This is a genomic window from Agromyces sp. GL_144 (assembly GCF_057834305.1).
Genome location: NZ_CM174399.1, coordinates 399770 through 421539, shown reverse-complemented (window position 1 = coordinate 421539; position 21770 = coordinate 399770). Strand labels below are relative to the sequence as shown.

Here is a 21770-nt window from a genome sequence, read left to right as displayed (position 1 = left end):
GTGACGCCGCGGCCGCGCGGGGAGGGGCGCGGCCGCGGCATCCGTGGTGCTACTGGTCCAGCAGCGCCTGCGCGTCGACGTCGACCTGCTTCAGCAGCGCATCGATGTCGGCGTTCTGGTCGGTCAGGACGGCCTGCACGAGGTTGTCCATGAGCGCGTAGATCGGCTGCGTCTGGCCCTTGAACTCGCCGACCGGCGTCTGGTCGAAGATGCCCTCGGTGAAGCCGGTCATCTGGTCGAGCGGAACGTTGATGTAGTCCTTGATCCACTCCTGCGACTCGAGGTACGTCTCCTGGTCCAGCACCGGCAGCACCGGGGTGCCGACCGCCTGGTCGGAGGCGACGAGCGCCTTCGCGTCGGCGACCGCGGCATCCTCGTTCAGGAGCTTCTGCATGTAGTACCAGTCGATCCACTTGACCGCGGCGGCCTTGGTGTCGTCGTCGAGCGTGGGGGGCATGACGGCGATGTCGCCGCCGCCCAGCACGCCGCCGCCGTTCTCGACGGGGATGACGGTGAGGCCGTAGACGTCGGGGCTCATGCCGAAGTCGCGCACGAGGGCCGTGTAGACGTCGGAACCCGTGGTGTACATGCCGACGTTGCCGGCCGCGAACTCCTGGTTGATGCTGCCCCAGTCGAGGTCGAACGTCGAGCCCATCGAGTTGTCCTCCCAGCGGAGGTCGTGCAGGTACTCGAGCGTCTGCTTCGTCGCGTCGTTGTCGATCGTCGACGTGTAGGTGCCGTCGCCGTTGTCGGTCTGCAGCGACGCGCCGCGCGAGTCGGCCTGCACCGACAGCTGCCAGCCGCCGGTGTTGCCTGCGGCCATCGTCGCGTAGCCGGCCTTGCCGGTCTTCTCGGCGATGGTCTTCGCGGCCGCACGCACCTCGTCCCACGTGGTGGGCGGGCTGTCGGGGTCGAGGCCGGCCTGCTCGAACAGGTCGCGGTTGTAGTGCAGGCCATTGGCGTACGCCTGGCGCGGGAAGCCGTAGATCTTTCCGTCGCTGCCCGTGACCTCGTCGAGGATGATCGGGTTGAACTTGTCGGCGTAGCCGAGCTCCTTCAGCTCGTCGGTGACGTCCATGAGCTGGTTGTTCTCGAGGAGCGTCTTGGAGTCGGTGAAGGGCACGGTGAACACGTCGGGCAGGCTTCCGCCGGCCAGCTGTGCGGCGAACGTCGGAGCGGTCCACTCGTACTCGAGTCCGACCACGTCGATGTCGGGGTTCTCGGACTCGAACTGCTTCTCCTGCTCGGCGAAGGCGTCGTAGGCCGCCTGGTCGGCGCCGGGCGGGAAGGTGGCGACGCGCAGCTCGAGCTTGCCGCTCGAGTCGTCTCCGCCCTGGGTGCAGGCGGCGAGCGAGCCCACCATCGCGAGCGCGGCGAGGCCGGCTATCACGACTGTTCTCGGTGACTTCATTGTCCAGTCCTTTCGGTGCTGTGTGGTGCGGTGTGGTGAGGGATGCCGCGGCCTGGTGCGCGCCGACGGCCTCGACGGTCAGGCTGGTCGGTGGAGCCAGGCCGTGGAGTCTGGGGGCAGCAGTCCGCCGACGAGCGGCGAGCTGCTGAGGAGGATGCGGTCGTGGTCGGGCAGCGCGATCGGCTCCGTGCCGAGGTTCGTCACGCTGACGATGTCGTCGCCGCGGCTGAACGCGAGCACGCCGGGGGCGCTCGGCAGCCAGGTCATCGGTCCATCGCCGAGCGAGTGCTCGCGCTTGCGGATGCGCAGTGCCTGCCGGTAGAGCCACAGCATCGAGCCGGGGTCGGCCTCCTGCGCCTGCACGGTGAGCGCGGACCAGTCCTCGGGCTGCGGCAGCCATGGGGAGACGGATGCCGCGCCGGGGCGTGCGGCGGGGCTGAATCCGAACGGCGGCTCGGTGCCGCGCCAGGGCAGCGGGACGCGGCATCCGTCACGGCCCGGGTCGACGCCGCCCGAGCGGAAGTGCATCGGATCCTCGAGCACCTCGCGCGGCAACTCGACCTCCGGCAGGCCGAGCTCGTCGCCCTGGTAGAGGTAGAGCGAGCCCGGCAGTGCCGCGGTGAGCAGGGCCGCCGCTCGCGCACGGCGACGGCCGAGCTCGAGGTCGGTCGGGGTGTCGAAGCGCTTCTTCGCGAACGCGAAGCTCGAGTCCTCGCGGCCGTACCGCGTGACCGGCCGGGTCACGTCGTGGTTGGAGAGCACCCAGGTGCTCGGGGCGCCGACGGGTGCGTGCGCCGCGAGCATGAGGTCGATCGAGGCGCGCAGTTCGTCGGCCTGCCACGGCCTCGTCATGAAGTCGAAGTTGAAGGCGGTGTGCATCTCGTCGGGGCGCAGGTAGGCCGCGAAGCGGGAGGCATCCGGAACCCAGACCTCGCCGACGAGCACGCGGGTGCCCTCGTACGAGTCGGCGATGCGGCGCCAGGCGCGGTAGACGTCGTGCACCTCGTCGCGGTCTTCGGTGGGGTGCTCGCCGGGCGCGACCTGCTCGGGCACCTCGGGCAGCGCCGGGTCCTTGATGAGCAGGCCCGCGGAGTCGATGCGCACGCCGGCGACGCCGCGGTCGAACCAGAACCGCAGCACGTCCTCGTGCTCGGCGCGCACGTCGGGGTGGTTCCAGTTCAGGTCGGGCTGCTCGGGCGTGAACAGGTGCAGGTACCACTCGCCCGGCGTGCCGTCGGGGTTCGTCGTGCGCGTCCACGTGTCGCCCTGGAAGTTCGAGATCCAGTTCGTGGGCATCTTCTCGCCGTTCGCACCCTTGCCGGGGTGGAACCAGAACCGCTCCCGCTCGGGACTGCCCGGCGCGGCGGCGAGGGCCGCCTGGAACCACGGGTGCTCGATCGAGATGTGGTTCGGCACGATGTCGATGATCGTTCGGATGCCGAGGGCGAGCGCCTCGGAGATGAGCTGCTCGGCGTCCTCGAGGGTGCCGAAGGCCGGGTGGATGTCGCGGTAGTCGGACACGTCGTAGCCGCCGTCGGCGAGCGGCGACGGGTACCACGGGTTGAACCAGAGCGCGTCGACGCCGAGCTCCTTGAGGTAGCCGAGCCGGCTGCGCACGCCGCGGAGGTCGCCCGTGCCGTCGCCGTCTGAATCGGCGAAACTGCGCACGTACACCTGGTAGATCACGGCGCTGCGCCACCACAGCGGGTCGTCGCCCGGCAGCGACGGGGCGGTCGTGCCGTATTCCGTGAGTGGCGTGGTCACGCTGGTGGTCTCCTCTGCGACGGGCGGTCTTGCGTTCGTGCTCTGCGAGCGCCGGTCGTGGGAGACGACGGCGTCTATGACCGTCAACGTATTGAGAGCAACAGAATGATGCAACTATTCAACATCTGAACAAAAATTTGCGATGGTTTGCGCTCAATTGCGGCACTGGCTTGCGAGATCCGCGCAAGCGGCGTTGTGGATGTCTGCCGGATTCGGTGTTCGAGTGCCCGGCCCGGGCCTCAGGCGGCCGCGGGCGCGGTCGAGGCGCGCACCACGAGCTCGGGCGCGAAGAACACCTCGTCGCCGATGCTGCGCTCGCTCGACATCTGGCGCATGAGCAGCTCGATGATCATCTTGCCCATGGCCTCGATCGGCTGCCGCACGGTCGTCAGCGGCGGCTCGGTGCAGTTCATGAGCGCGGAGTCGTCGTAGCCGATGACCGAGACGTCCTCTGGCACGCGCAGGCCCGCGCGGCGCACGGCGCGCACGGCGCCGAGCGCCATCGGGTCGCTCGCGCAGATGATGCCCGTGACGCCCGCCGCGATGAGCTTGGTCGCCGCCGTCTGCCCCGACTCGAGCGAGTAGAGCGAGTGCACGATGCGGTCCTCGCCGAGCTCGACGCCGTGGCGTTCGGCCATGCGCAGCGCCGCCGCATGCTTGCGCTGCGACGGGATGTGGTCGCGCGGACCGAGCAGGATGCCGATGCGCCGGTGTCCGAGCTGCATCAGGTGCCCGAACGCCTGCTCCATCGAGGTCGCGTCGTCGCACGAGACCGTGGCGAAGCCGAGGCCGTCGATCGGCGCGTTCACGAGCACGGTCGGCAGGTTGAGCTCGCGCAGGCGCTCGTAGTGGTCGTGGTTGACGTCGGCCTGGGCGTAGGCGCCGCCGGCGAAGATCACGCCGGACACCTGCTGGTGCAGCAGCAGCTCGACGTAGTCGGCCTCGGAGATGCCGCCTGCCGTCTGGATGCAGAGCACCGGGGTGTACCCGTTCTGCGCGAGGCCGCCCCCGATGGACTCGGCGAGCGCCGGGAAGATCGGGTTCTGCAGCTCGGGCATCACGAGGCCCACGAGCCTCGCCCGTTCGCCGCGCAGCTTCGTGGGGCGTTCGTACCCGAGCACGTCGAGCGCGGTCAGCACCGCGTCGCGCGTGGACGCCGAGACGCCCGGCTTGCCGTTCAGCACCCGGCTGACGGTGGCTTCGCTGACTCCGACCTTGCGCGCGACATCCGCGAGTCTCCTCGACATGGCGCCATGCTAGCCGCACTCGCCGTCGCGCACCGCGCAAGAACTCGACAGCAAGGCCCGTCCACGTTCACCGTCACCGCTCCACGAGCATTAGAGTCTCCGCATGGGCAAGCTCATCTACAACTCGTCTCCGCGCGAGCTCGACATCGACGACCGGGTGCTCGCGCACCTCCGCGTCGCGATCCTGAACAAGCTGCGTCGCGGTGAGAGCTTCTCGATGACGTGGGAGCACGGCCTCGTGAACGGCAGCGGTCGCACGACGCTCTGGCTTCATCCGTCGATCCCGCTGCAGTTCGTGTTCAGCGGCAATCGCTCGCCGAAGCTCAACCGCATCTGGATCGAACAGCTGCTGCTCACGGCGAACAGCACGTCGGGCCTGCAGTACGTGCCCGAGCCCGACGAGGACGACCCGATCGACGCGGACTGACTCGACGCGGACCGACTCGACGCGAACCGGCCAGCGGCAGGCGGCCAGCTCAGTCGGTCGCTGCAGCCGCTTCGACCTGCTGCACGTCGACGCCCACCTGCACGGGCTGGTCGGGAACGGTCGCGATGGGGTTGGTGTCGAGGTGCTCGGGCACCAGGCGGATGCCGCCAGTGCTGTTGGCCGAGCGCATGAGCTCTTCGATCCACTCCCGACTCAGTTCGGGCGTCTCGGGCTCGTCGAACACGAACCGGAGCGGGATCGACGGGTGCAGCCAGAGCGTGCTGCGCCCGCGCGGCTGGTCGTCGGTGTGCTGCCACGAGAGGGTGAAGCTCTCGCCGCGGCGCAGCTTGGTCGTGACGGCGACCTTGACATGCGCGAGCGCGCGGTCTTCGATGCCGATCGGAGTGCCTGAATCGCCGTAGTAGAGGGTTCCCACCCGTGCATCATACGTCGGTTCACGCACGACGGCGCGGGCGCCCCGAAGGACGCCCGCGCCGGTGGAGTTCTGCTTCGTCAGACGGTGCTCTTGCGGCCGCTGAGGAAGCGCAGGAGCCACACGATGACCGCGATGATCAGCAGCACGAGCCCGACCCAGAGCAGGAAGTTCAGCGACTGCACGAACCCGCCGGTGAACAGCAGGATGATGGCGACGATGGCGATGATGGCGACGAGGATGTTCATGATCTCTCCTTCTCATGATCCGCGGCCCGGGTAGAGGCTGCGAACGTTCGGCCTCCGCACGGTCGATCAAGACCTCGGCGGAACCTCGGGGCGGATGCGCTCCGTTCCCACCACGTTATGGCGGTCGGCCGATTCGCCGCTCGGGGTTGACCCTGCTCCCGGCGACCTGCTAGCCGGCAGCGATTCGCGAGCGGATGCCCCGTGGCATCCGCCGCTGTCAACCCCCGTCGGATCGTCTGCGACCTGCGTAGCGTGAAGAGGGATCGCGGATGGGAGGGAGGTTCCGACGATGTACACGAACCGACTGGTCGATCCGACCACGAAGCACACCACGGATCCGTTCCCCAAGCAGGAGCAGGACCCGCCGGGAATCACGGCCCGCATGTCGCCGCAGCCCGATCACGGCGAGCAGAGCTATCGAGGCGGCGATCGACTGGTGGGCCGTCGGGCGCTCATCACGGGCGGCGACTCCGGCATCGGCCGAGCCGTCGCGATCGCGTTCGCGCGCGAGGGCGCCCAGGTCGCGATCGCGTACCTGCCGAGCGAACAGGACGACGCCGAGGAGACCGCGGTCTGGGTCGCCGATGCCGGGCGCGACCCTCTGCTGCTGCCCGGCGACCTGCGCAGCGAACAGCACTGCATCGACCTCGTGCACCGCACCGAAGCGGCGTTCGGCGGCCTCGACCTGCTGGTGCTGAACGCCGCCTACCAGCGCGACCGTGGCGGAATCGAGCAGATCCCGACCGACGACTTCGAGCGGGTGATGCGCGTGAACCTCTTCGCTCCCGTGTTCCTCGCGCGCGCGGCCGTGCCGCATATGGAGGCGGGGTCCTCGATCATCACGACGTCGTCGATCCAGGGCTTCGATCCGTCGTCCTCGCTCGTGGACTACGCCATGACGAAGGCGGCGCTCGTGGCGTTCACGAAGGCCCTGGCCGAGGAGCTCGGGCCACGCGGCATCCGCGTGAACGCCGTCGCACCCGGGCCGATCTGGACGCCGCTCATCCCGGCGACCGGTTGGCCCGACCACCTGCCGGACTTCGGCCATGACACGCCGATCGGTCGCGCGGGCCAGCCGGCCGAACTCGCGGGCGCCTACGTCTACCTTGCGTCGGATGACGCGTCGTACGTCTCTGGGGCCGTGCTGCCCGTGACGGGCGGGCGGGGGCTCTGACGCCGCGGGAACCACCGAGACCGGAGAAGAACCGAGAAGAAGGGAGACCGGCGATGCCCGGACGCAGGAACGCATCACTGAAGGACCCGGAGCTCTACGAGAAGCTCCGCGACGACGGCGCCTCGAAGGAGAAGGCGGCTCGCGTCTCGAACGCGGCGGCCGCGAAGGGCCGCAGCGCGGTCGGCCGAAATGGCGGGAAGAGCGGCGACTACGACGACTGGACCGTCGATCAGCTGAAGAAGCGCGCCAAGGAGCTCGGGCTCACCGGCTACAGCGGCAAGCGCAAGGCCGAGTTGATCTCGGCGCTGCGCAACCACTGAGCCGCGGACCGCCTGACTGCGAGAGCACCGAGCGAGCGGATGCCGCGACTTCGGCACGTCGAACCCTACGCCGCACCCGGGTACGCCCGGGTGCGGCGCGGTCGCGGGTTCGGCTACGTGCACGCCGACGGCGGTTCGGCGGGCCCGGCCGAGCGGGCGAGGATCGCCGACCTCGCGATCCCGCCGGCGTGGAACGAGGTGTGGATCGCGGATGCCCCGAACGCGCACATCCTCGCGGTCGGGGTCGACGCCGCGGGTCGGCGCCAGTACCTGTACCATCCGGCCTGGCGCGAGGCGCAGGACGCCCTGAAGTTCGATCGCATGCTCGAGCTCGCACGGGTGCTGCCGACCGCGCGGCGGGCTGCCGACCGCGACCTCGCGCTGCCCGACCTGCCGCGCGAGCGCGTGCTCGCCGCGGCATTCCGCACCCTCGACGCCGGCGCGATCCGGGTGGGCTCCGAGGAGTCGCTCGCCGGGTTCCGCAGCCGCGGGCTGACGACGCTGCTCGTGCGCAATGCCGCCGTCGATGAGGAGGCGGTGCGGCTGCGCTTCCGGGCGAAGGGCGGCATCAGGCAGGACCTCACGATTCCGGATGCCGCGCTCGCGGGCTTCGTCGAACGCACCCGCGAGCGGGCCGCGGCCGCCCGGCTGTTCGCGTGGCTCGACGGGCGTCGCGCCCGCGCGCTCGGGCCCGCCGACGTGAACGAGCACGTGCGCGAGCGCACCGGCGGGGACTTCACCGCGAAGGACTTCCGCACCCTGCGCGGCACGGTCGCGGCGGCCGAACGGCTGGCCGAGCTCGGGCCGGCGACGACGACGCGCGCCCGTCGCGACGCGATGCGCGAGGCCGTCGAGCAGGCGAGCACCGTGCTCGGCAACACGCCGACGATCGCGAAGGGCAGCTACATCGACCCGCGCGTCTTCACGGCGTACGAGCAGGGCACCACCCTCTCGCTGCGCGGCGGGCGCGAGCGCGCGCTGCTCGAGCTGCTCGCCACTACGGCTCCCGAGTGACGTCGCCGGGCGACTTGTCGGGCCGCAGCCCCCGCCACCGCGGATGCCGCGCCACGCCCGTGCTCGTCCACTCGCCGAGCTCGATCTCGCCGACGAGCTCGGGCTCGACCCAGACGGCGTCCGCGGCATCCGCTTCGGGAACGCTCACGAACGGCGACGTGTCGCGGTGCGCCGCGTCGAGCCGGGTGAGCAGCCGCTCCGTCTCGAGCTCGCGCAGGCCGCTGCCGACCCGCCCGGCGTATTCGAGCCCCTGCCCGCCCGGAATGCCGACCAGCAGCGAACGGATGCGCCCCGTGCGCGTGCCCACCCCCTTGCGGTATCCGCCGATGACGACCTCCTGCGTGCGCGTGAGCTTGAGCTTCAGCCACGCCTCGGTACGCGTGCCCGGCCGATACGTCGAGTCGGGCTTCTTCGCGACGAGGCCCTCGAGGCCGAGCCGTCGCGCCTCCTCGAGCGCCTCCGTCGGGCTGCCCTCGGCGAGCGCGGGCACCTCGACGGGCACGTCGTGCGAGCCCCGCACGAGGCGTTCGAGCCGCCGACGGCGTTCGCGGTAGGGGGCATCCGTCACGTCGTCGCCCGCGATCTCGAGCGCGTCGAAGAGCAGCAGCCGAACCGGGGCGGATGCCGCGAGCCGATGCACCTCGGACGCGCGGGTCAGGTTCATGCGCGACTGCAGCAGCTCGAAGCTGGGGCGCCCCTCGTCGTCGAGCGCGACGAGTTCGCCGTCGACGAGCGCATCGCCGCGGAGCGCGCGCGGCAGCCCGGAGAGCTCGGGGTAGCGGGCGGTCACGTCGTTGCCGTTGCGGCTGATGAGGCGGATGCCGCCGCCTTCGGCGCGGGCGAGCACCCGGATGCCGTCCCACTTGTGCTCGAGCGCCCATTCGCCGCGCGCGACGAGGCCGAGCGTGCCCGGCGACGCGAGCATGGGGCGCACGAGGATGGGCTCGACGTCGCCGGGCGCTGCAGCCGGGGCAAGCGTCGACGCCACGGCAGGCGCCGGCCCCGCGACATCCGCCGGTCGTTGGTCCTTCATGCGGTGCATGAGCCAGGTGCTCTTCTCGCCCTCGCCGTCGGTGCGGATGAGCGCGAGGCGCACCGCGCCCAGCGGGCCGCCCGGCCGGCCGAGCACGTCGACGATGACCTCGTCGTCGCGCCACTTCTCGGTCGCGAAGGTGCCCGAGTCCCAGATCGTCACGGTGCCGGCGCCGTACTCCCCCGCCGGGATCGTGCCCTCGAAGCCGCCGTACTCCATGGGGTGGTCCTCGGTCTGCACGGCGAGGTGGTTCACGCCGGGGTCGTCGGGCACGCCCTTGGGCACCGCCCAGCTCTTCAGCACGCCGTCGCGCTCGAGCCGGAAGTCGAAGTGCAGCCGCCGCGCGTGGTGCTCCTGAATGACGAACCGCGGCGCTCCCCCGGCCGCCTCGCCCCAGCTCGACCCGGGCATCGGCTCGGGCGTGACGCCGTGCGTGCGCATCGAGAGGTAGGTGGCGAGCGGTCCGGCGGCCGCCGCACCCGAGTCCGCGAGCTCGGCGATCGGGTCGAGGCCGGATGCCACGCGCTCGAGCACCTCGGATGCCTCGAGGTGTCGCAGCCCCGGGTCCTCGAGCTCCTCCCACGTGCGCGGCGCGGCGACGGTGGGCCTCGCCCGGCCGCGGAGCGAGTACGGCGCGATCGTCGTCTTCTTCCCGTTGTTCTGGCTCCAGTCGATGAGCACCCGGCCCGAGCGCACGAGCTTGCTCATGCTCGAGACGATGAGGCCCTGGTGGTCGGCCTCGAGGGCGCGGGCGAGTTCGCGCGCGACATCCGACACCTGCTCGGAGGTCTGCCGCCCGTCGAGCGGCGCGTAGAGGTGGATGCCCTTGCTGCCGCTCGTGACGGGGGTCGCCGCCATGCCCATGCCCGCGATGAGGTCGCGCACGAGGCGGGCGACCTCGGCGCATTCGGCGAGGCCCATGCCCTCGCCGGGGTCGAGGTCGAACACGATGCGGTCGGGATTGGCGGGCTGCCCGTCGGGGGCGAACCGCCACTGCGGCACGTGCACCTCGAGCGAGGCCTGCTGCGCGAGCCACACGAGCGACGGGCGATCGCCCGCGATCGGATACGGCTTGTCGCCGTCCGAATGGCGGATCACGCCTCGCCGCAACCACTCGGGCGCGTGCTCGTCGAGGGTCTTCTCGAAGAACGGCTTCTCGGGGGCCTCTGCGGTGCCGACGCCGTGCACCCAGCGCAGGCGCGTGACCGGGCGGCCCGCGATGAGCGGCACCATGACGGGCGCGATCTCGGCGTAGTAGGCGATGACCTCGCCCTTGGTCATGCCCGTCTCGGGATACATGACCTTGTCGAGGTTCGTCAGCCGGAGCCTCCGGCCGTCGACCTCCACCATCTGCCGCGCACCCTCGGCCATGCGCACCATCCTGCCACCGGGGGTTCCGTCCGTGCGGGAAGGGGTGTTCACTTGAGGCATGCGAGCCGTCTGGAAGGGGGCGGTCACATTCGGCCTGGTCAATGTGCCCGTCAAGTTGTACAGCGCGACCGAAGACCACGACGTGTCCCTGCACCAGGTGCACGACGCCGATGGCGGACGCATCCGCTACCAGCGCATCTGCGAGATCGACGGGCAGGTCGTCGAGTACAAGAACATCGACAAGGCCTACGACGACGGCGAGCGCACGGTGGTCATCACCGATGAAGACCTGAAATCGCTGCCGGCCGAGCGCAGCCGCGAGATCGAGGTCGTCGAGTTCGTGCCGACCGACCAGATCGATCCGATCATGTTCGACCGCAGCTACTACCTCGAGCCCGACTCGGCCTCGTCGAAGGCCTACGTGCTGCTGCGCGAGACCCTCGAGTCCACCGAGCGCACCGCGATCGTGCGCATGGCGCTGCGGCAGAAGACCCGGCTCGCCGCGCTGCGCGTGCACGGCAAGGTGCTCATGGTGCAGACGCTGCTCTGGAGCGACGAGGTGCGCGCCGCAGCGTTCCCCGCGCTCGACGAGGCCGTGAAGGTCTCGGCGAAGGAGCTCGAGCTCTCGAAGCAGCTCGTCGAGAGCCTCGTCGCCGAGTTCAAGCCCGACGAGTACGTCGACGAGTACCAGCAGGAGCTGCGCACCCTCATCGCCGCCAAGCTCGAGCAGGGCGACGCGCTCGACTCCGCCTCGACCTTCGGGGAGCAGCCCGATGAAGAGGGCGGCGAGGTCATCGACCTCATGGAGGCCCTGCGCCGCTCGATCGCGACCAAGCGGGGCGGGGCGGATGCCGCGGGCGAGGGCTCCTCGAAGGGTTCGTCGTCGGGCTCGGCCAAGAAGAAGTCCGGGGCGAAATCCGAGGCGAAGTCCGCCGCGAAGCCCAAGAAGCCCAAGACCCGCAAGGCCGCATCCTGAGCACGCGCGGACCGAGAACCCGCATTCCGAGAACCCGTACGCCGAGAACGGAGCACACCCCATGACCGATTTCTTCGACCCGCGCGACGAGCCGCTGGACTTCGACCGCGATCCCCGCACCGGCGAGGACCTCGCCGCGCAGGACGCCGCCGCGGCGCGCTACGACGCCGAACGCCGCGAGGCCGAGAACGCGGCGGCGGCCGACGAGGACGCCGAGGACGCCGAGGCAGAGGAGTAGCCCGCCCGCGCGGCAGCACCAGGGCCGACGGGCCTGCTCACTAGGCTCTGGCCATGACGTGGACGGGCGAGGTGCTCCCGACCCTGCTCGGGGTGCTCGCACTCGTCGCACTCACGACGCTCGTGCTGGGCGCGGCGCGGGTCCCGCACCGCTGGGCTCCCGCCCTCGCGATCCTGCGCGGTGCCGCCCAGCTCGCGGCGATCAGCCTCGTGCTCACGGGCGTCATCTCCGACCCGCTCTGGGTCGCGCTCGCGCTGCTCGTCATGTTCGCCGTCGCGGCCGCGACGGCGACGCGGCGCATCGGGTGGTCGATCCCGCACGCGCTGATGGTCGCCGGCGGCATGGCCACCGGCATCGTGGTCACGCTCGTGGTCGTCTTCGCGACGGGCGCGATCGAGCTCTCGGCCCGGTACGCGCTCGCGATCGGCGGCATCGTCATCGGCAACGCGATGAGCATCGCGACGCTCGCCGGGCGCCGCTTCACCGAGGCGACCATCGATCGGTGGGACGAGGTCGAGGGGTGGATGGCGCTCGGCGCGACCCCGCGGCAGTCCACGATCGACCTCGCACGCAATGCGATCGCCGGCGCCCTCATCCCCTCCACCGACCAGACGAAGACGACGGGACTCGTCACCCTGCCGGGCGCCTTCGTCGGCGCGATCTTCGGCGGGGTCTCACCGCTCGAGGCGGGCCGGTTCCAGATCGTCGTGCTCGCCGCGATCATGGCCGCCGGGGCCATCACCGCGGTCGTGATCGTGACCTGGCTCGCCCCCGTGACCCGGAAGCCGCTGCCGCTCGGCTGAGGGTGCTGCGGCCCGAACAGCGAAGCGCGCGACATCCGCTGATCGGATGCCGCGCGCTCGCGGAGTGCGGAAGGCGCTCCTACTCGGACTCGCACACCTCGGTGACGGTGACCGCGGCCGCCTGGATGTCGCCGGAGGCCGTCGCCTGCGCGTCGGCGTCGATCTCGGCGTCTTCGGACGGCTCGGTCGGCAGCGTGGCCGCGTACTCCTCGGCAGCGGCGAGCTTGTCCTGCAGACCCGTGATCGCCTCGGTGAGGTCTGCGTCGTCGGCGTTCTCTTCGGCGAGTGCATCGAGCCGCTGCGAGTAGTCGTCGAGTCGCTCGGTCAGCGTGGCCTGGTCGGCCGACGAGACGATCGCGTTCTGCGCACCGTTCGAGATGTCGCGCACGGCGACTCGGACGACCTCGCAGTTGTCGTCGGCTGCGCTGTCGGAGCCGCTGGTGGCGCAGCCGGTGAACAGCAGGGCGCCGGCGAAGACCAGCGCGGTGGTGGTGATGATTTTCTGCATGATGGCAGATTCCCCCAAATCGATTTTGTGACCCCAAGAGTCTAACGACGACGCCTGACACGCGATGTCGAGACCCAGATCGGGGGCCACGCCGTTCAGGCGGTGGCGTGGTGGCGGCTGACGCCGATGCGCGTCGGATCCTCGAGGAACGGCGAGAACGCGAGCTCGGCGGCGCCGATCAGCAGGATCTCGTCGCCGAGGGCCGTTCCCACGATGCTCACGTCGCGCACGCCGCCGGGCAGCGTGGCGCCGATCGCCGACTTCATGCCCCGCTCGCCGACGACCTCGAGCAGGGCGGAGAGATACCCGCCGAGCACGATCGTGCGGGGGTTCAGGCCGTTGATGATCGTGCGCAGCGCGACGGCGAGGAACGAACGCTGGCGCGCGAGCTCGCGTCCGGCCGGCCCCATCGGTGCGGATGCCGCGAGGCGGAGCGCCTCGGAGATCGCGCCCGGATCCGTGGTGGCCAGCCCCGCCGCGGCGACGAAGCGGTCGCGACGGACCTCGGTCTCGAGGCATCCGGTCGCCCCGCAGTGGCAGACGGCGCCGTTGGAGTTGACGAGCGTGTGGCCGAACTCTCCCGCCAGCCCGCTCTCACCCGAGATGAGCTGCCCGGCCATGGCGATGCTGCTGCCGATGCCGCTGGCCCCGCCGTTCAGGTACACGACGATGCCCTCGCCGCGCCCGGCCCCGAACGTGCTCTCCGCGATGACGCCGCAATGCGCGTCGTTGCCCGCGACCACGTGCACGCCCGTCGCCTCGGCGAGCAGGTGCGCGACCGGTTCGTCACGCCACTTCAGATGCGGCGCGAGCAGCACCGTGCCGTCGCGGTCCTGCACGAGCCCCGGCACCGCGATGCCGATGCCGAGCAACCGCACGCCGTCGCCGATCGGCAGGAGGCCGCCGACGACCGCGGCCGTGATCCGGATGAACTCCGGCACCGTCGGCACGGTCTCGTTGGGGTACCGCACCCGGCGCAGCACCTTGCCGTTCAGTGCGACGAGGGCCACGTCGATGGCGTCGATCTCGGGGTTCACGGCGATGACCGTGGTCGACTCGGACCCGATGACGCGCGGGCTCGGGCGACCGACCTTGCGGGTCGGTTCCCGTTCGTCGACGAGACCGCGATCCTGCAGCTCGGCCACGAGGCCGGCGATGGTGGAACGGTTGAGCCCGGTGAGGCGCGTGAGCTCGGCCCGTGAGAGCGGGCCGTCCCGATGCGCCAGCCGGAGCACCTGCCGGAGGTTGAGGCGGCGCACGTCGTCGAGTTTCGTCCCGGTCGACGATGCACGCTGCGGGATCGTGCCGTCAGTCATTCGGACTCCTCGATCGTGCGGTGGAACCGGAGGTGGCCGCCAGCCTCCGCTGGCGGCCACCCGGACGGCCGTCTCAGGACTGCGTCGAGAACGCCGCGTCGAACGCCGATCCTGAGGGTTCGTACGAGGACAGGCGCTGGACGAACGCCAGTGCCTCTGGAGCGCCGACGAGTCGGTCCATGCCCGCGTCCTCCCACTCGACCGACAGCGGGCCGTCGTAGCCGATCGCGTTCAGCATGCGGAACGCGCTCTCCCAGGGCACGTCGCCGTGGCCGGTGGAGATGAAGTCCCACCCTCGACGAGGGTCGGCCCAGGCGAGGTGGGAGGAGAGCCGGCCGTTGCGCCCGTTCTCGAGGCGCACCTTCGTGTCCTTGCAGTGCACGTGGAAGATCTTGTCCTGGAAGTCCCACAGGAAGCCCACCGGGTCCAGTTGCTGCCACACCATGTGCGACGGGTCCCAGTTCAGGCCGAACGACGGCCGGTCGATGGCCTCGAGCGTGCGCTTGGCCGTCCAGTAGTCGTACGCGATCTCGGACGGGTGCACCTCGAGGGCGAAGCGGACCCCCTGCTCCTCGAACACGTCGAGGATCGGGTTCCATCGGTTCGCGAAGTCGGTGTACCCGGCCTCGACCATCGCCTCGGAGGCGGGCGGGAACATCGCGACGTACTTCCAGATGCTGGACCCGCTGAAGCCGACGACGGTCTTCACGCCGAGCTTCGCGGCCATGCGCGCGGTGTCCTTCATGGACTCCGCGGCCCGGCGGCGCACGCCCTCGGCCTCGCCGTCGCCCCAGACCTCCGCCGAGAGGATGTCGTGGTGGCGCTCGTCGATCGGGTCGTCGCACACGGCCTGGCCGGTGAGGTGGTTGGAGATCGCGAACACCTGCAGCCCGTTGCGCTCCAGGATGTCGAGCCGGCTCTGCACGTACTCGGCATCGTCCCAACGGGACACGTCGAGGTGGTCGCCCCAGCAGGCGATCTCCAGTCCGGTGAAACCCCACTCCCCCGCCAGCCTGGCGACTTCTTCGAAGGGGAGGTCGGCCCACTGGCCGGTGAACAGGGTGATCGGTCGCGCCATCGCGATGTCCTTTCTCGAGGTGATTCGGGTGAACGGCTGATCAGACGTCGGTCCAGACGCCGTCCCGATCCGAGCTGCGCTCGACCGCCTCGAGGACGCGCTGGACCCCGAGGCCGTCTGCGAAGGTCGGGTGCGGGTCGACGCCCTCGGCCACCGCGGTGACGAAGTCGACGGCCTGATGCGTGAACCCGTGCTCGTAGCCGAGCATGTGACCCGCGGGCCACCATGCGGAGATGTACGGGTGCTCGCCCTCGGTGACGAGGATCCGGGTGAAGCCCTGCCGATCGCCGGCGGCGGTGCGGTCGTAGAACTGCAGGGTGTTGAGGTCCTCGAGGTCGAAGGCGAGTGCGCCCCTGTCGCCCGAGACCTCGAGCGTGAGCGCGTTCTTGCGGCCGGTGGCGAACCGGGTCGCCTCGAACGCGGCGAGGGCCCCGTTGGCGAGCCGGCCGGTGAAGACGGCGACGTCGTCGACCGTGACCTCGCCGTATCCCTCGGCAGCGGTCCCGGACAGGCCGGAGCCGGCGCCCTGGAGCGGGCGCTCCTTGACGATGGTGTCCACGATGCCCGCGACGCGGTCGACCGTGAGGCCGGTCACGAACTGGGTCATGTCGATGATGTGGGCGCCGATGTCGCCGAGCGCACCGGACCCCGCATGCTCCTTCTGCAGCCGCCAGGCCAGCGGCATCTGCGGATCGACGAGCCAGTCCTGCCGATAGGCGGCGCGAACCTGCTGCACGGTGCCGACGACGCCCTCGCGGACGAGGTCTCGCATGAGCGTGACCGCGGCGACTCGGCGGTACGTGAAGCCGACCATGGCGCGCACGCCACGCTCGGCCGCCCGCGCGGCGGCATCCGCCATCGCCTCCGCCTCGGCCACCGTGTTCGCCAGCGGCTTCTCGCAGAGCACGTGCTTGCCGGCCTCGAGCGCGGCGATCGCGATCTCCGCATGCGAGTCGCCGGGCGTCACGATGTCGACGACGTCGATGTCGTCTCGCGCGATCACCTCCCGCCAGTCCGTCGCGGCCTCGGCCCAGCCCCATTGCGCCGCGGCCTCCGCGACCGCGTCCGCGTTGCGTCCGACGAGCACGCTCATCTGCACGTCGAGCGGAAGCCGGAACATCGCCGGGGCCTGACGCCAGCCGACCGAGTGCGCGGAGCCCATGAATCCATAGCCGATCATGGCGACGCGAAGTTTCTCTGGCACTGCCTTCTCCATCGAGTCTCTCGTGTGTCTACGGGGAAGCCGATCGGGGGGCGCCTCGGAACGGCGCCCCCCGATCAGGTCGATCAGGACTCGAAGGCGAGCCCGATGTACTCGTCGACGTTGTCCTTCGTGACCGTCGGCGCGTCGAGCACGATGCGGTTCGGCACGCTGGGCGTGATCAGGTCGCTCATCGTCTTGCCCTGCGCGATCAGGCGGGCGAGGGCGATGCCGTCCGCGGCCTGGGTGGAGGGGTAGATGATGGTCGCCTTGAGCACGGAGTCATCGGCCTTGATGAGCTCCATCGCGTCCTTCGAGCCGGCGCCGCCGACCATGAAGAACTCGTCGCGGTCGGCCGCGTTGATCGCGGCGAGGACGCCGATGCCCTGGTCGTCGTCGTGGTTCCAGATCGCGTCGATCTTCGGGTTGGCCGCGAGCAGCTGCGAGGTGGCCGCTTCACCGCCCTGGACCGTGAAGTCCGCGGCGACACGGGCATCGACCTCGAGGCCGCAGTCGGCGAGCGCATCGGCGAAGCCCTCGGAGCGGTCCTGCGTGAGCGGAAGCGCGTCGATGCCGGCGATCTCCGCGACGATGGCGTCGGGCGTGTCGCCCAACTGCTCGCAGATGTAGGTGCCGGCGGAGACGCCCATGCCGTAGTTGTCGCCGAGCACGGTGGCGCGGGCGGCGAACGGGCTGGAGAACTCGCGGTCGACGTTGATCACCGGGATGCCGGCCTGCATCGCCTTGATCGCGACCTCGGTGAGGGCGGCGCCGTCGCTCGGCAGGAGCACGATCGCGTCGACCCCGTTGTTGATGAAGGTCTCGACCGCCGCGATCTGGGCGTTCACGTCGTTCGTGCCCTCGGCGACGTCGAGCGTGACGTCGGGGAAACTGTCGGCCGCCGCCAACGCGCCCGAGTTGATGGCGCCGAGCCAGCCGTGGTCGGCCGCGGGGCCCGAGAAGCCGATGACGACGTCGTCGCCCGTCTGGGCGTTCTCCTCGCTCGAGGTGCCCTGATCGACGACGCTGTCCTCTTCGGCCGCGCCGGCCGTGCAACCGGCGAGCAACGCGATGGCCGCGGCTGACGCACCGATGCCCCAGACGACCCGACGCGCGAGATTGCGCTTCTGTGCCATGAATCTCTCCCTTGAGTGTGTGCAATCTTGATGTGCATTCGCCCGCGTGATGGCCGCTCACCCATGAGGGTCATCCGGTATGGCGTTTGGCACAACATAACAGAGCGGTCATCGGTCGTCTAGGTCTAAGTTGTGTGAATCACCAAACGGAATTCACCCGGAAAATGCGGATCAAGTTGGTGCGTGGCTCTGCCAACTCTGTTATGTTGCGACCATGATCAAAGTCGACCATGACGTGATCCTCGACGTCAGAGGCATCACGAAGGCGTTCGCGGGGGTGCGCGCCCTCAAGGGCGTGGACCTCGAGGTCCGTGCCGGCGAGGTGCATTGCATCCTGGGCCAGAACGGCGCGGGCAAGTCCACGCTGATCAAGACCCTCGCGGGCGTGCACCAGCCCGATGAGGGCGAGATCGTCTGGCTCGGCGAGCAGGCCGCGATCCGCGACCCGCAGGCCGCCCTCGACCTCGGCATCGCGACGATGTACCAGGAGCTCGACGTCGTCGACGGCCTCACGGTCGCCGAGAACATCTTCCTCGGCCACGAACTCGCCCGCGGCGGCTTCACCAAGCGCTCGGAGTCCTACCGCCAGACCAAGGAGCTCATGCGCCGACTCGGGCACGCCTCGATCTCCCCGAACACCGAGGTCGGCCAGCTCAGCGCCGCCAACAAGCAGATCGTGAGCATGGCCAGGGCGCTCTCGCACGAGATCAAGCTCATCATCATGGACGAGCCGTCGGCCGTGCTCGACTCAGAGGAGGTCAAGAACCTCTTCCACGTGATCCGCGAGCTCACGGGCGCCGGCATCGCGGTCGTCTACATCACGCACCGGCTCGAGGAGATCCGCCAGATCGGCGACCGCATCACCGTCATCAAGGACGGCCGCACCACCGGCAAGGGCCTCCCGGCCGCAGGCACCGAGACCTCCGAGCTCATCCGCCTCATGACCGGCAGGTCGATCGCGAACGTGTTCCCGCCGGCGGTGCCCGTCGCCGACGACGCCGCGACCGTCCTGCAGGTGCACGACCTCGCGCTGGCCGGCTCCTTCCAGGGCGTGGACTTCTCGGTGCGGGCGGGCGAGATCGTCGGCCTCGCGGGCCTGGTCGGCTCTGGGCGCTCGGAGATCCTCGAGACGATCTACGGCGCGCGCAGGGCAACCTCCGGTCGCGTGGAGGTCGGCGGGCAGGAACTCCGGCGGGGTTCGGTGGTATCCGCGGTGCGCGCCGGAATCGGGCTCGCCCCCGAGGAACGCAAGAGCCAGGGCCTCGTGCTCGAGGAACCGATCTTCATCAACGTGACGCTGTCCACCTTCACCAGGTTCGCGAAGGGCGGATGGCTCGACGAGCGCGCCGAGCGCAAGGCGGCCAGGCAGCAGATCGAGGCGCTCGAACTGCGCCCGGCCGATCCCGATCGCCCCGCGATCACGCTCTCGGGTGGAAACCAGCAGAAGATCCTGCTCGCCCGCTGGCTCGTGCACGGCACCAAGGTGCTCCTGCTCGACGAGCCGACCCGCGGCGTGGACGTCGGCGCACGAGCGGAGATCTACGCACTCATCCGCGAACTCGCCGCCGCCGGCAATGCCATCGTCATCGTCTCGAGCGAGATCGAGGAAGTCCTCGGACTCGCAGACCAGGTCCTCGTCGTCGCCGACGGCGAGGTCCTCACCACCGTCCCCGCCTCAGAGATCGATGAGCACGGCGTGCTCAATCTCGTCATGAAAGGAACCGCCGCGTGAGCGAGCACCGCACCCCGGGCGCCGACCCCGTCGCACCGACCGAGCCCCCCGCAACGACGACGTCCGTGGCATCCGCCCCCGAGCCGGCATGGAAGCGGCTGCTCACCGGGCCGGTGGGGCGCAACGGCGGCCTCGTCCTCGCGCTCGCCCTCATCTTCGTCGTCGGGGCGATCACGGCCGGCGAGAACTTCACCGGCATCAGCAACATCCTCACGATCCTCCGCCAGGCATCGATCATCGGCGTCATCAGCATCGGCATGACCTTCGTGATCATCTCGGGCGGCATCGACCTCTCGGTCGGCGCGGTCATGGGCCTCGCCTCCGTGGTCGCCACGCTCGCCGTGGTCCAGAACCTGGTGCCCCAGACCCACTGGATCGTCATGATCGCCGTCGCGCTGGCGGTCGGCCTGGCCGCCGGGCTCCTGAACGGCGTGATCATCGCCTACGGCAAGGTCGTGGCGTTCATGGCCACGCTGGCGATGCTGGTCGCGGCGCGCGGTCTCGCCGAGATCCTGGCCGAGCGGCGCACGCTCACCGTGAAGTCGCGCGACTTCATCGACTTCATGAACCTCGACTTCGTCGGCGTCGACATCCTCATCTGGATCTTCGTCCTCGTGGCCGTCGCCGGCTGGCTCCTCCTGAACCGCACCACGTTCGGGCGCCGAACGGTCGCCATCGGCGGCAACCGCGAGGCCGCCCGCCTCGCGGGCATCAACGTCAAGCGGCACACGGTCTGGCTCTACGCGCTCGCGGGCCTCACGGCCGGCATCGCCGCCGTCATGATGCTCGGGCGCACGACCGCCGGCACCTCGACCCACGGCACGCTGTACGAGCTCGACGCGATCGCCGCGGTCGTCGTCGGCGGCACCCTGCTCGTCGGCGGCCGAGGCACGATCGTCGGCACCGTGTTCGGCGTCCTGATCTTCTCGACCCTCTCCAACGTCTTCATCCAGAACAACCTCTCGTCGTCGGTGCAAGCCGTCGCGAAGGGCGTCATCATCGTCGTCGCCGTGCTCCTGCAGCAGCGATTCGCCGGCCGCACGTCGCGCGAATGACCGCGCCCTGATCATCACGTCACACTAGAGAAAGAAACGCAATGAGCCTCATCCCCACCCGCGAAGACCGCTTCTCGTTCGGTCTCTGGACCTTCGGCTGGCAAGCGCAGGACCAGTTCGGCGGCGCGACGCGCAGCCAGGTCGACACCGTCGAGGGCGTTCACAAGCTGGCCGAGCTCGGTGCGTACGGCATGACCTTCCACGATGACGACCTCTTCCCGTTCGAGTCGACGGATGCGGAGCGCCAGCGCGAGATCGACCGGCTCAAGACCGCGCTCGAGGACACCGGGATCGTCATCCCGATGGTGACGACCAACCTCTTCAGCCACCCGGTCTTCAAGGACGGCGGGTTCACCTCGAACGACCGCGGCGTGCGGCGCTTCGCGCTGCGCAAGGTCATGCGCAACATCGACCTGGCCGTCGAGCTCGGCGCGAAGACCTTCGTCATGTGGGGCGGCCGGGAGGGCAGCGAGTACGACGCGGCGAAGGACATCCGCGCCGCGCTGGAGCGCTACCGCGAGGCGGTCAACTTCCTGGGCGACTACGTCGTCGAGAAGGGCTACGACCTGCGCTTCGCCATCGAGCCGAAGCCGAACGAGCCGCGCGGCGACATCCTGCTCCCCACCGTCGGGCACGCACTCGCCTTCATCGAGACCCTCGAGCGCCCGGAGTTGGTCGGCCTGAACCCCGAGACCGGTCACGAGCAGATGGCCGGCCTGAACTACACGCACGCCATCGCGCAGGCCCTCGACGCCGGCAAGCTCTTCCACATCGACCTCAACGGCCAGCGCGGCGTCAAGTTCGACCAGGACCTCGTCTTCGGGCACGGCGACATCCAGAACGCGTTCTCCCTCGTCGACCTGCTCGAGTTCGGCGGCCCGAACGGCACGCAGACCTACGACGGCCCGCGCCACTTCGACTACAAGCCCTCGCGCACCGAGGATGCGGCGGGCGTCTGGGAATCGGTGCGCGCCAACATGCGCATGTACCTCATCCTCAAGGAGCGCGCGGCGTCCTTCCGCGCCGACCCGGAGGTGCAGGAGGCGCTCGAGGCCGCCCGCGTGGCCGAGCTCTCGCAGCCCACGCTCGACGAGGGCGAGTCGCACGACGCGTTCCTCGCCGACCGGTCGGCCTACGAGGACTTCGATGCGGCGTCGTACTTCGACGGCCACGGCTTCGGCTTCGTGCGCCTCCAGCAGCTGGCCCTCGAGCACCTCACCGGCACCCGCTGACCCCCGGCGGCGGATCGCCGCGACCCTCACGAACGCCCTGCCGGAGCACTCCC

At 70.1% G+C, this 21770-nt stretch carries 21 protein-coding genes; 10 read left to right on the top strand and 11 right to left on the bottom strand.

Features of this window, described 5'->3' with window-relative positions; genetic code table 11:
* Positions 1-49 precede the first annotated feature (49 nt).
* The 3 genes from AC3IPY_RS01835 to AC3IPY_RS01825 all read right to left on the bottom strand — a co-directional run bounded on the left by AC3IPY_RS01835 (position 50) and on the right by AC3IPY_RS01825 (position 4422).
* Entirely contained in the window at positions 50-1390 is a 1341-nt protein-coding gene (locus tag AC3IPY_RS01835) for an ABC transporter substrate-binding protein (RefSeq protein ID WP_489186287.1), read from the bottom strand.
* Positions 1391-1489: 99 nt separating this feature from the next.
* Complete coding sequence (locus AC3IPY_RS01830) at positions 1490-3175, bottom strand: glycoside hydrolase family 13 protein (protein ID WP_489186286.1); 1686 nt, start codon at positions 3173-3175, stop codon at positions 1490-1492.
* Positions 3176-3414: 239 nt separating this feature from the next.
* Positions 3415-4422 (bottom strand): LacI family DNA-binding transcriptional regulator, encoded by a 1008-nt coding sequence (locus AC3IPY_RS01825; RefSeq protein ID WP_489186285.1) that lies wholly within the window; start codon positions 4420-4422, stop codon positions 3415-3417.
* Positions 4423-4525: 103 nt separating this feature from the next.
* On the opposite strand from AC3IPY_RS01825, the gene AC3IPY_RS01820 reads away from it, so the two are divergent.
* Positions 4526-4849, top strand: coding sequence for a DUF7882 family protein (locus tag AC3IPY_RS01820; RefSeq protein ID WP_489186284.1), 324 nt, complete (start codon positions 4526-4528; stop codon positions 4847-4849).
* A 49-nt stretch (positions 4850-4898) separates the two neighbouring features.
* Here the strand turns inward: AC3IPY_RS01820 and AC3IPY_RS01815 are convergent, their stop codons facing one another.
* Entirely contained in the window at positions 4899-5285 is a 387-nt protein-coding gene (locus tag AC3IPY_RS01815) for a DUF7882 family protein (protein ID WP_489186283.1), read from the bottom strand.
* 77 nt (positions 5286-5362) lie between these two features.
* On the bottom strand, positions 5363-5530 hold the full coding sequence (locus AC3IPY_RS01810) for a hypothetical protein (protein ID WP_489186282.1): 168 nt from the start codon (positions 5528-5530) through the stop codon (positions 5363-5365).
* Positions 5531-5819: 289 nt separating this feature from the next.
* Between AC3IPY_RS01810 and AC3IPY_RS01805 the strand changes: the two genes are divergently transcribed.
* From AC3IPY_RS01805 to AC3IPY_RS01795, 3 genes are read left to right on the top strand one after another with little or no spacing between them, the layout of a single operon-like run.
* Positions 5820-6704, top strand: a complete 885-nt coding sequence (locus AC3IPY_RS01805) for an SDR family oxidoreductase (protein WP_489186281.1) — start codon at positions 5820-5822, stop codon at positions 6702-6704.
* Between the two features lie 53 nt (positions 6705-6757).
* On the top strand, positions 6758-7024 hold the full coding sequence (locus AC3IPY_RS01800) for a DUF7218 family protein (protein WP_489186280.1): 267 nt from the start codon (positions 6758-6760) through the stop codon (positions 7022-7024).
* A 39-nt stretch (positions 7025-7063) separates the two neighbouring features.
* Positions 7064-8038 (top strand): DNA topoisomerase IB, encoded by a 975-nt coding sequence (locus AC3IPY_RS01795; RefSeq protein ID WP_489186279.1) that lies wholly within the window; start codon positions 7064-7066, stop codon positions 8036-8038.
* On the opposite strand, the gene AC3IPY_RS01790 is transcribed toward AC3IPY_RS01795, so the two are convergent.
* The gene (locus AC3IPY_RS01790) at positions 8022-10442 is read right to left on the bottom strand and encodes an ATP-dependent DNA ligase (protein WP_489186278.1); all 2421 of its coding nucleotides are present in this window, start codon (positions 10440-10442) and stop codon (positions 8022-8024) included. The two genes, AC3IPY_RS01795 and AC3IPY_RS01790, sit on opposite strands and share 17 nt — an antisense overlap.
* Before the next feature lie 58 nt (positions 10443-10500).
* Here AC3IPY_RS01790 and ku point away from each other — a divergent pair, with 58 nt between their 5' ends.
* From ku to AC3IPY_RS01775, 3 genes are all read left to right on the top strand, one after another.
* The gene (ku, locus tag AC3IPY_RS01785; RefSeq protein WP_489186277.1) at positions 10501-11418 is read left to right on the top strand and encodes a non-homologous end joining protein Ku; all 918 of its coding nucleotides are present in this window, start codon (positions 10501-10503) and stop codon (positions 11416-11418) included.
* Between the two features lie 61 nt (positions 11419-11479).
* Complete coding sequence (locus AC3IPY_RS01780) at positions 11480-11656, top strand: hypothetical protein (RefSeq protein ID WP_489186276.1); 177 nt, start codon at positions 11480-11482, stop codon at positions 11654-11656.
* Between the two features lie 53 nt (positions 11657-11709).
* Positions 11710-12459 carry an ABC transporter permease gene (locus AC3IPY_RS01775; RefSeq protein ID WP_489186275.1) on the top strand — a complete coding sequence of 250 codons (750 nt, stop codon included), beginning with the start codon at positions 11710-11712 and terminating at the stop codon, positions 12457-12459.
* 79 nt (positions 12460-12538) lie between these two features.
* Here AC3IPY_RS01775 and AC3IPY_RS01770 read toward each other — a convergent pair whose 3' ends face one another.
* The 5 genes from AC3IPY_RS01770 to AC3IPY_RS01750 form a co-directional block, all read right to left on the bottom strand.
* Positions 12539-12967, bottom strand: a complete 429-nt coding sequence (locus tag AC3IPY_RS01770) for a hypothetical protein (RefSeq protein ID WP_489186274.1) — start codon at positions 12965-12967, stop codon at positions 12539-12541.
* A gap of 95 nt (positions 12968-13062) precedes the next feature.
* Positions 13063-14283, bottom strand: coding sequence for an ROK family protein (locus AC3IPY_RS01765; RefSeq protein ID WP_489186273.1), 1221 nt, complete (start codon positions 14281-14283; stop codon positions 13063-13065).
* A gap of 73 nt (positions 14284-14356) precedes the next feature.
* Positions 14357-15361 carry a sugar phosphate isomerase/epimerase family protein gene (locus AC3IPY_RS01760; protein WP_489186272.1) on the bottom strand — a complete coding sequence of 335 codons (1005 nt, stop codon included), beginning with the start codon at positions 15359-15361 and terminating at the stop codon, positions 14357-14359.
* Between the two features lie 40 nt (positions 15362-15401).
* Positions 15402-16541, bottom strand: a complete 1140-nt coding sequence (locus AC3IPY_RS01755) for a Gfo/Idh/MocA family protein (RefSeq protein ID WP_489188408.1) — start codon at positions 16539-16541, stop codon at positions 15402-15404.
* A gap of 107 nt (positions 16542-16648) precedes the next feature.
* A complete protein-coding gene (locus AC3IPY_RS01750; protein ID WP_489186271.1) occupies positions 16649-17698 on the bottom strand; it encodes a substrate-binding domain-containing protein in 1050 nt (349 codons plus the stop codon).
* 214 nt (positions 17699-17912) lie between these two features.
* Here AC3IPY_RS01750 and AC3IPY_RS01745 point away from each other — a divergent pair, with 214 nt between their 5' ends.
* Genes AC3IPY_RS01745 through xylA form a run of 3 tightly spaced genes read left to right on the top strand, consistent with a single transcriptional unit; the run spans position 17913 to position 21717 of the window.
* Entirely contained in the window at positions 17913-19430 is a 1518-nt protein-coding gene (locus AC3IPY_RS01745) for a sugar ABC transporter ATP-binding protein (RefSeq protein ID WP_489186270.1), read from the top strand.
* Positions 19427-20485, top strand: a complete 1059-nt coding sequence (locus tag AC3IPY_RS01740) for an ABC transporter permease (protein WP_489186269.1) — start codon at positions 19427-19429, stop codon at positions 20483-20485. The genes AC3IPY_RS01745 and AC3IPY_RS01740 overlap by 4 nt, the downstream gene beginning before the upstream one ends.
* A 41-nt stretch (positions 20486-20526) precedes the next feature.
* Complete coding sequence (gene xylA, locus AC3IPY_RS01735) at positions 20527-21717, top strand: xylose isomerase (RefSeq protein WP_489186268.1); 1191 nt, start codon at positions 20527-20529, stop codon at positions 21715-21717.
* Positions 21718-21770: the final 53 nt, after the last annotated feature.

Excerpts from the sequence above, each read along its gene's own strand:
- AC3IPY_RS01825 (WP_489186285.1), bottom strand. The coding sequence starts at position 4,422 with ATGTCGAGGAGACTCGCGGATGTCGCGCGCAAGGTCGGAGTCAGCGAA.
- AC3IPY_RS01820 (WP_489186284.1), top strand. The coding sequence starts at position 4,526 with ATGGGCAAGCTCATCTACAACTCGTCTCCGCGCGAGCTCGACATCGAC.
- AC3IPY_RS01810 (WP_489186282.1), bottom strand. The coding sequence starts at position 5,530 with ATGAACATCCTCGTCGCCATCATCGCCATCGTCGCCATCATCCTGCTG.
- AC3IPY_RS01805 (WP_489186281.1), top strand. The coding sequence starts at position 5,820 with ATGTACACGAACCGACTGGTCGATCCGACCACGAAGCACACCACGGAT.
- AC3IPY_RS01800 (WP_489186280.1), top strand. The coding sequence starts at position 6,758 with ATGCCCGGACGCAGGAACGCATCACTGAAGGACCCGGAGCTCTACGAG.
- AC3IPY_RS01795 (WP_489186279.1), top strand. The coding sequence starts at position 7,064 with ATGCCGCGACTTCGGCACGTCGAACCCTACGCCGCACCCGGGTACGCC.
- AC3IPY_RS01790 (WP_489186278.1), bottom strand. The coding sequence starts at position 10,442 with ATGGCCGAGGGTGCGCGGCAGATGGTGGAGGTCGACGGCCGGAGGCTC.
- ku (WP_489186277.1), top strand. The coding sequence starts at position 10,501 with ATGCGAGCCGTCTGGAAGGGGGCGGTCACATTCGGCCTGGTCAATGTG.
- AC3IPY_RS01780 (WP_489186276.1), top strand. The coding sequence starts at position 11,480 with ATGACCGATTTCTTCGACCCGCGCGACGAGCCGCTGGACTTCGACCGC.
- AC3IPY_RS01775 (WP_489186275.1), top strand. The coding sequence starts at position 11,710 with ATGACGTGGACGGGCGAGGTGCTCCCGACCCTGCTCGGGGTGCTCGCA.
- AC3IPY_RS01770 (WP_489186274.1), bottom strand. The coding sequence starts at position 12,967 with ATGCAGAAAATCATCACCACCACCGCGCTGGTCTTCGCCGGCGCCCTG.
- AC3IPY_RS01765 (WP_489186273.1), bottom strand. The coding sequence starts at position 14,283 with ATGACTGACGGCACGATCCCGCAGCGTGCATCGTCGACCGGGACGAAA.
- AC3IPY_RS01760 (WP_489186272.1), bottom strand. The coding sequence starts at position 15,361 with ATGGCGCGACCGATCACCCTGTTCACCGGCCAGTGGGCCGACCTCCCC.
- AC3IPY_RS01755 (WP_489188408.1), bottom strand. The coding sequence starts at position 16,541 with ATGATCGGCTATGGATTCATGGGCTCCGCGCACTCGGTCGGCTGGCGT.
- AC3IPY_RS01750 (WP_489186271.1), bottom strand. The coding sequence starts at position 17,698 with ATGGCACAGAAGCGCAATCTCGCGCGTCGGGTCGTCTGGGGCATCGGT.
- AC3IPY_RS01745 (WP_489186270.1), top strand. The coding sequence starts at position 17,913 with ATGATCAAAGTCGACCATGACGTGATCCTCGACGTCAGAGGCATCACG.
- xylA (WP_489186268.1), top strand. The coding sequence starts at position 20,527 with ATGAGCCTCATCCCCACCCGCGAAGACCGCTTCTCGTTCGGTCTCTGG.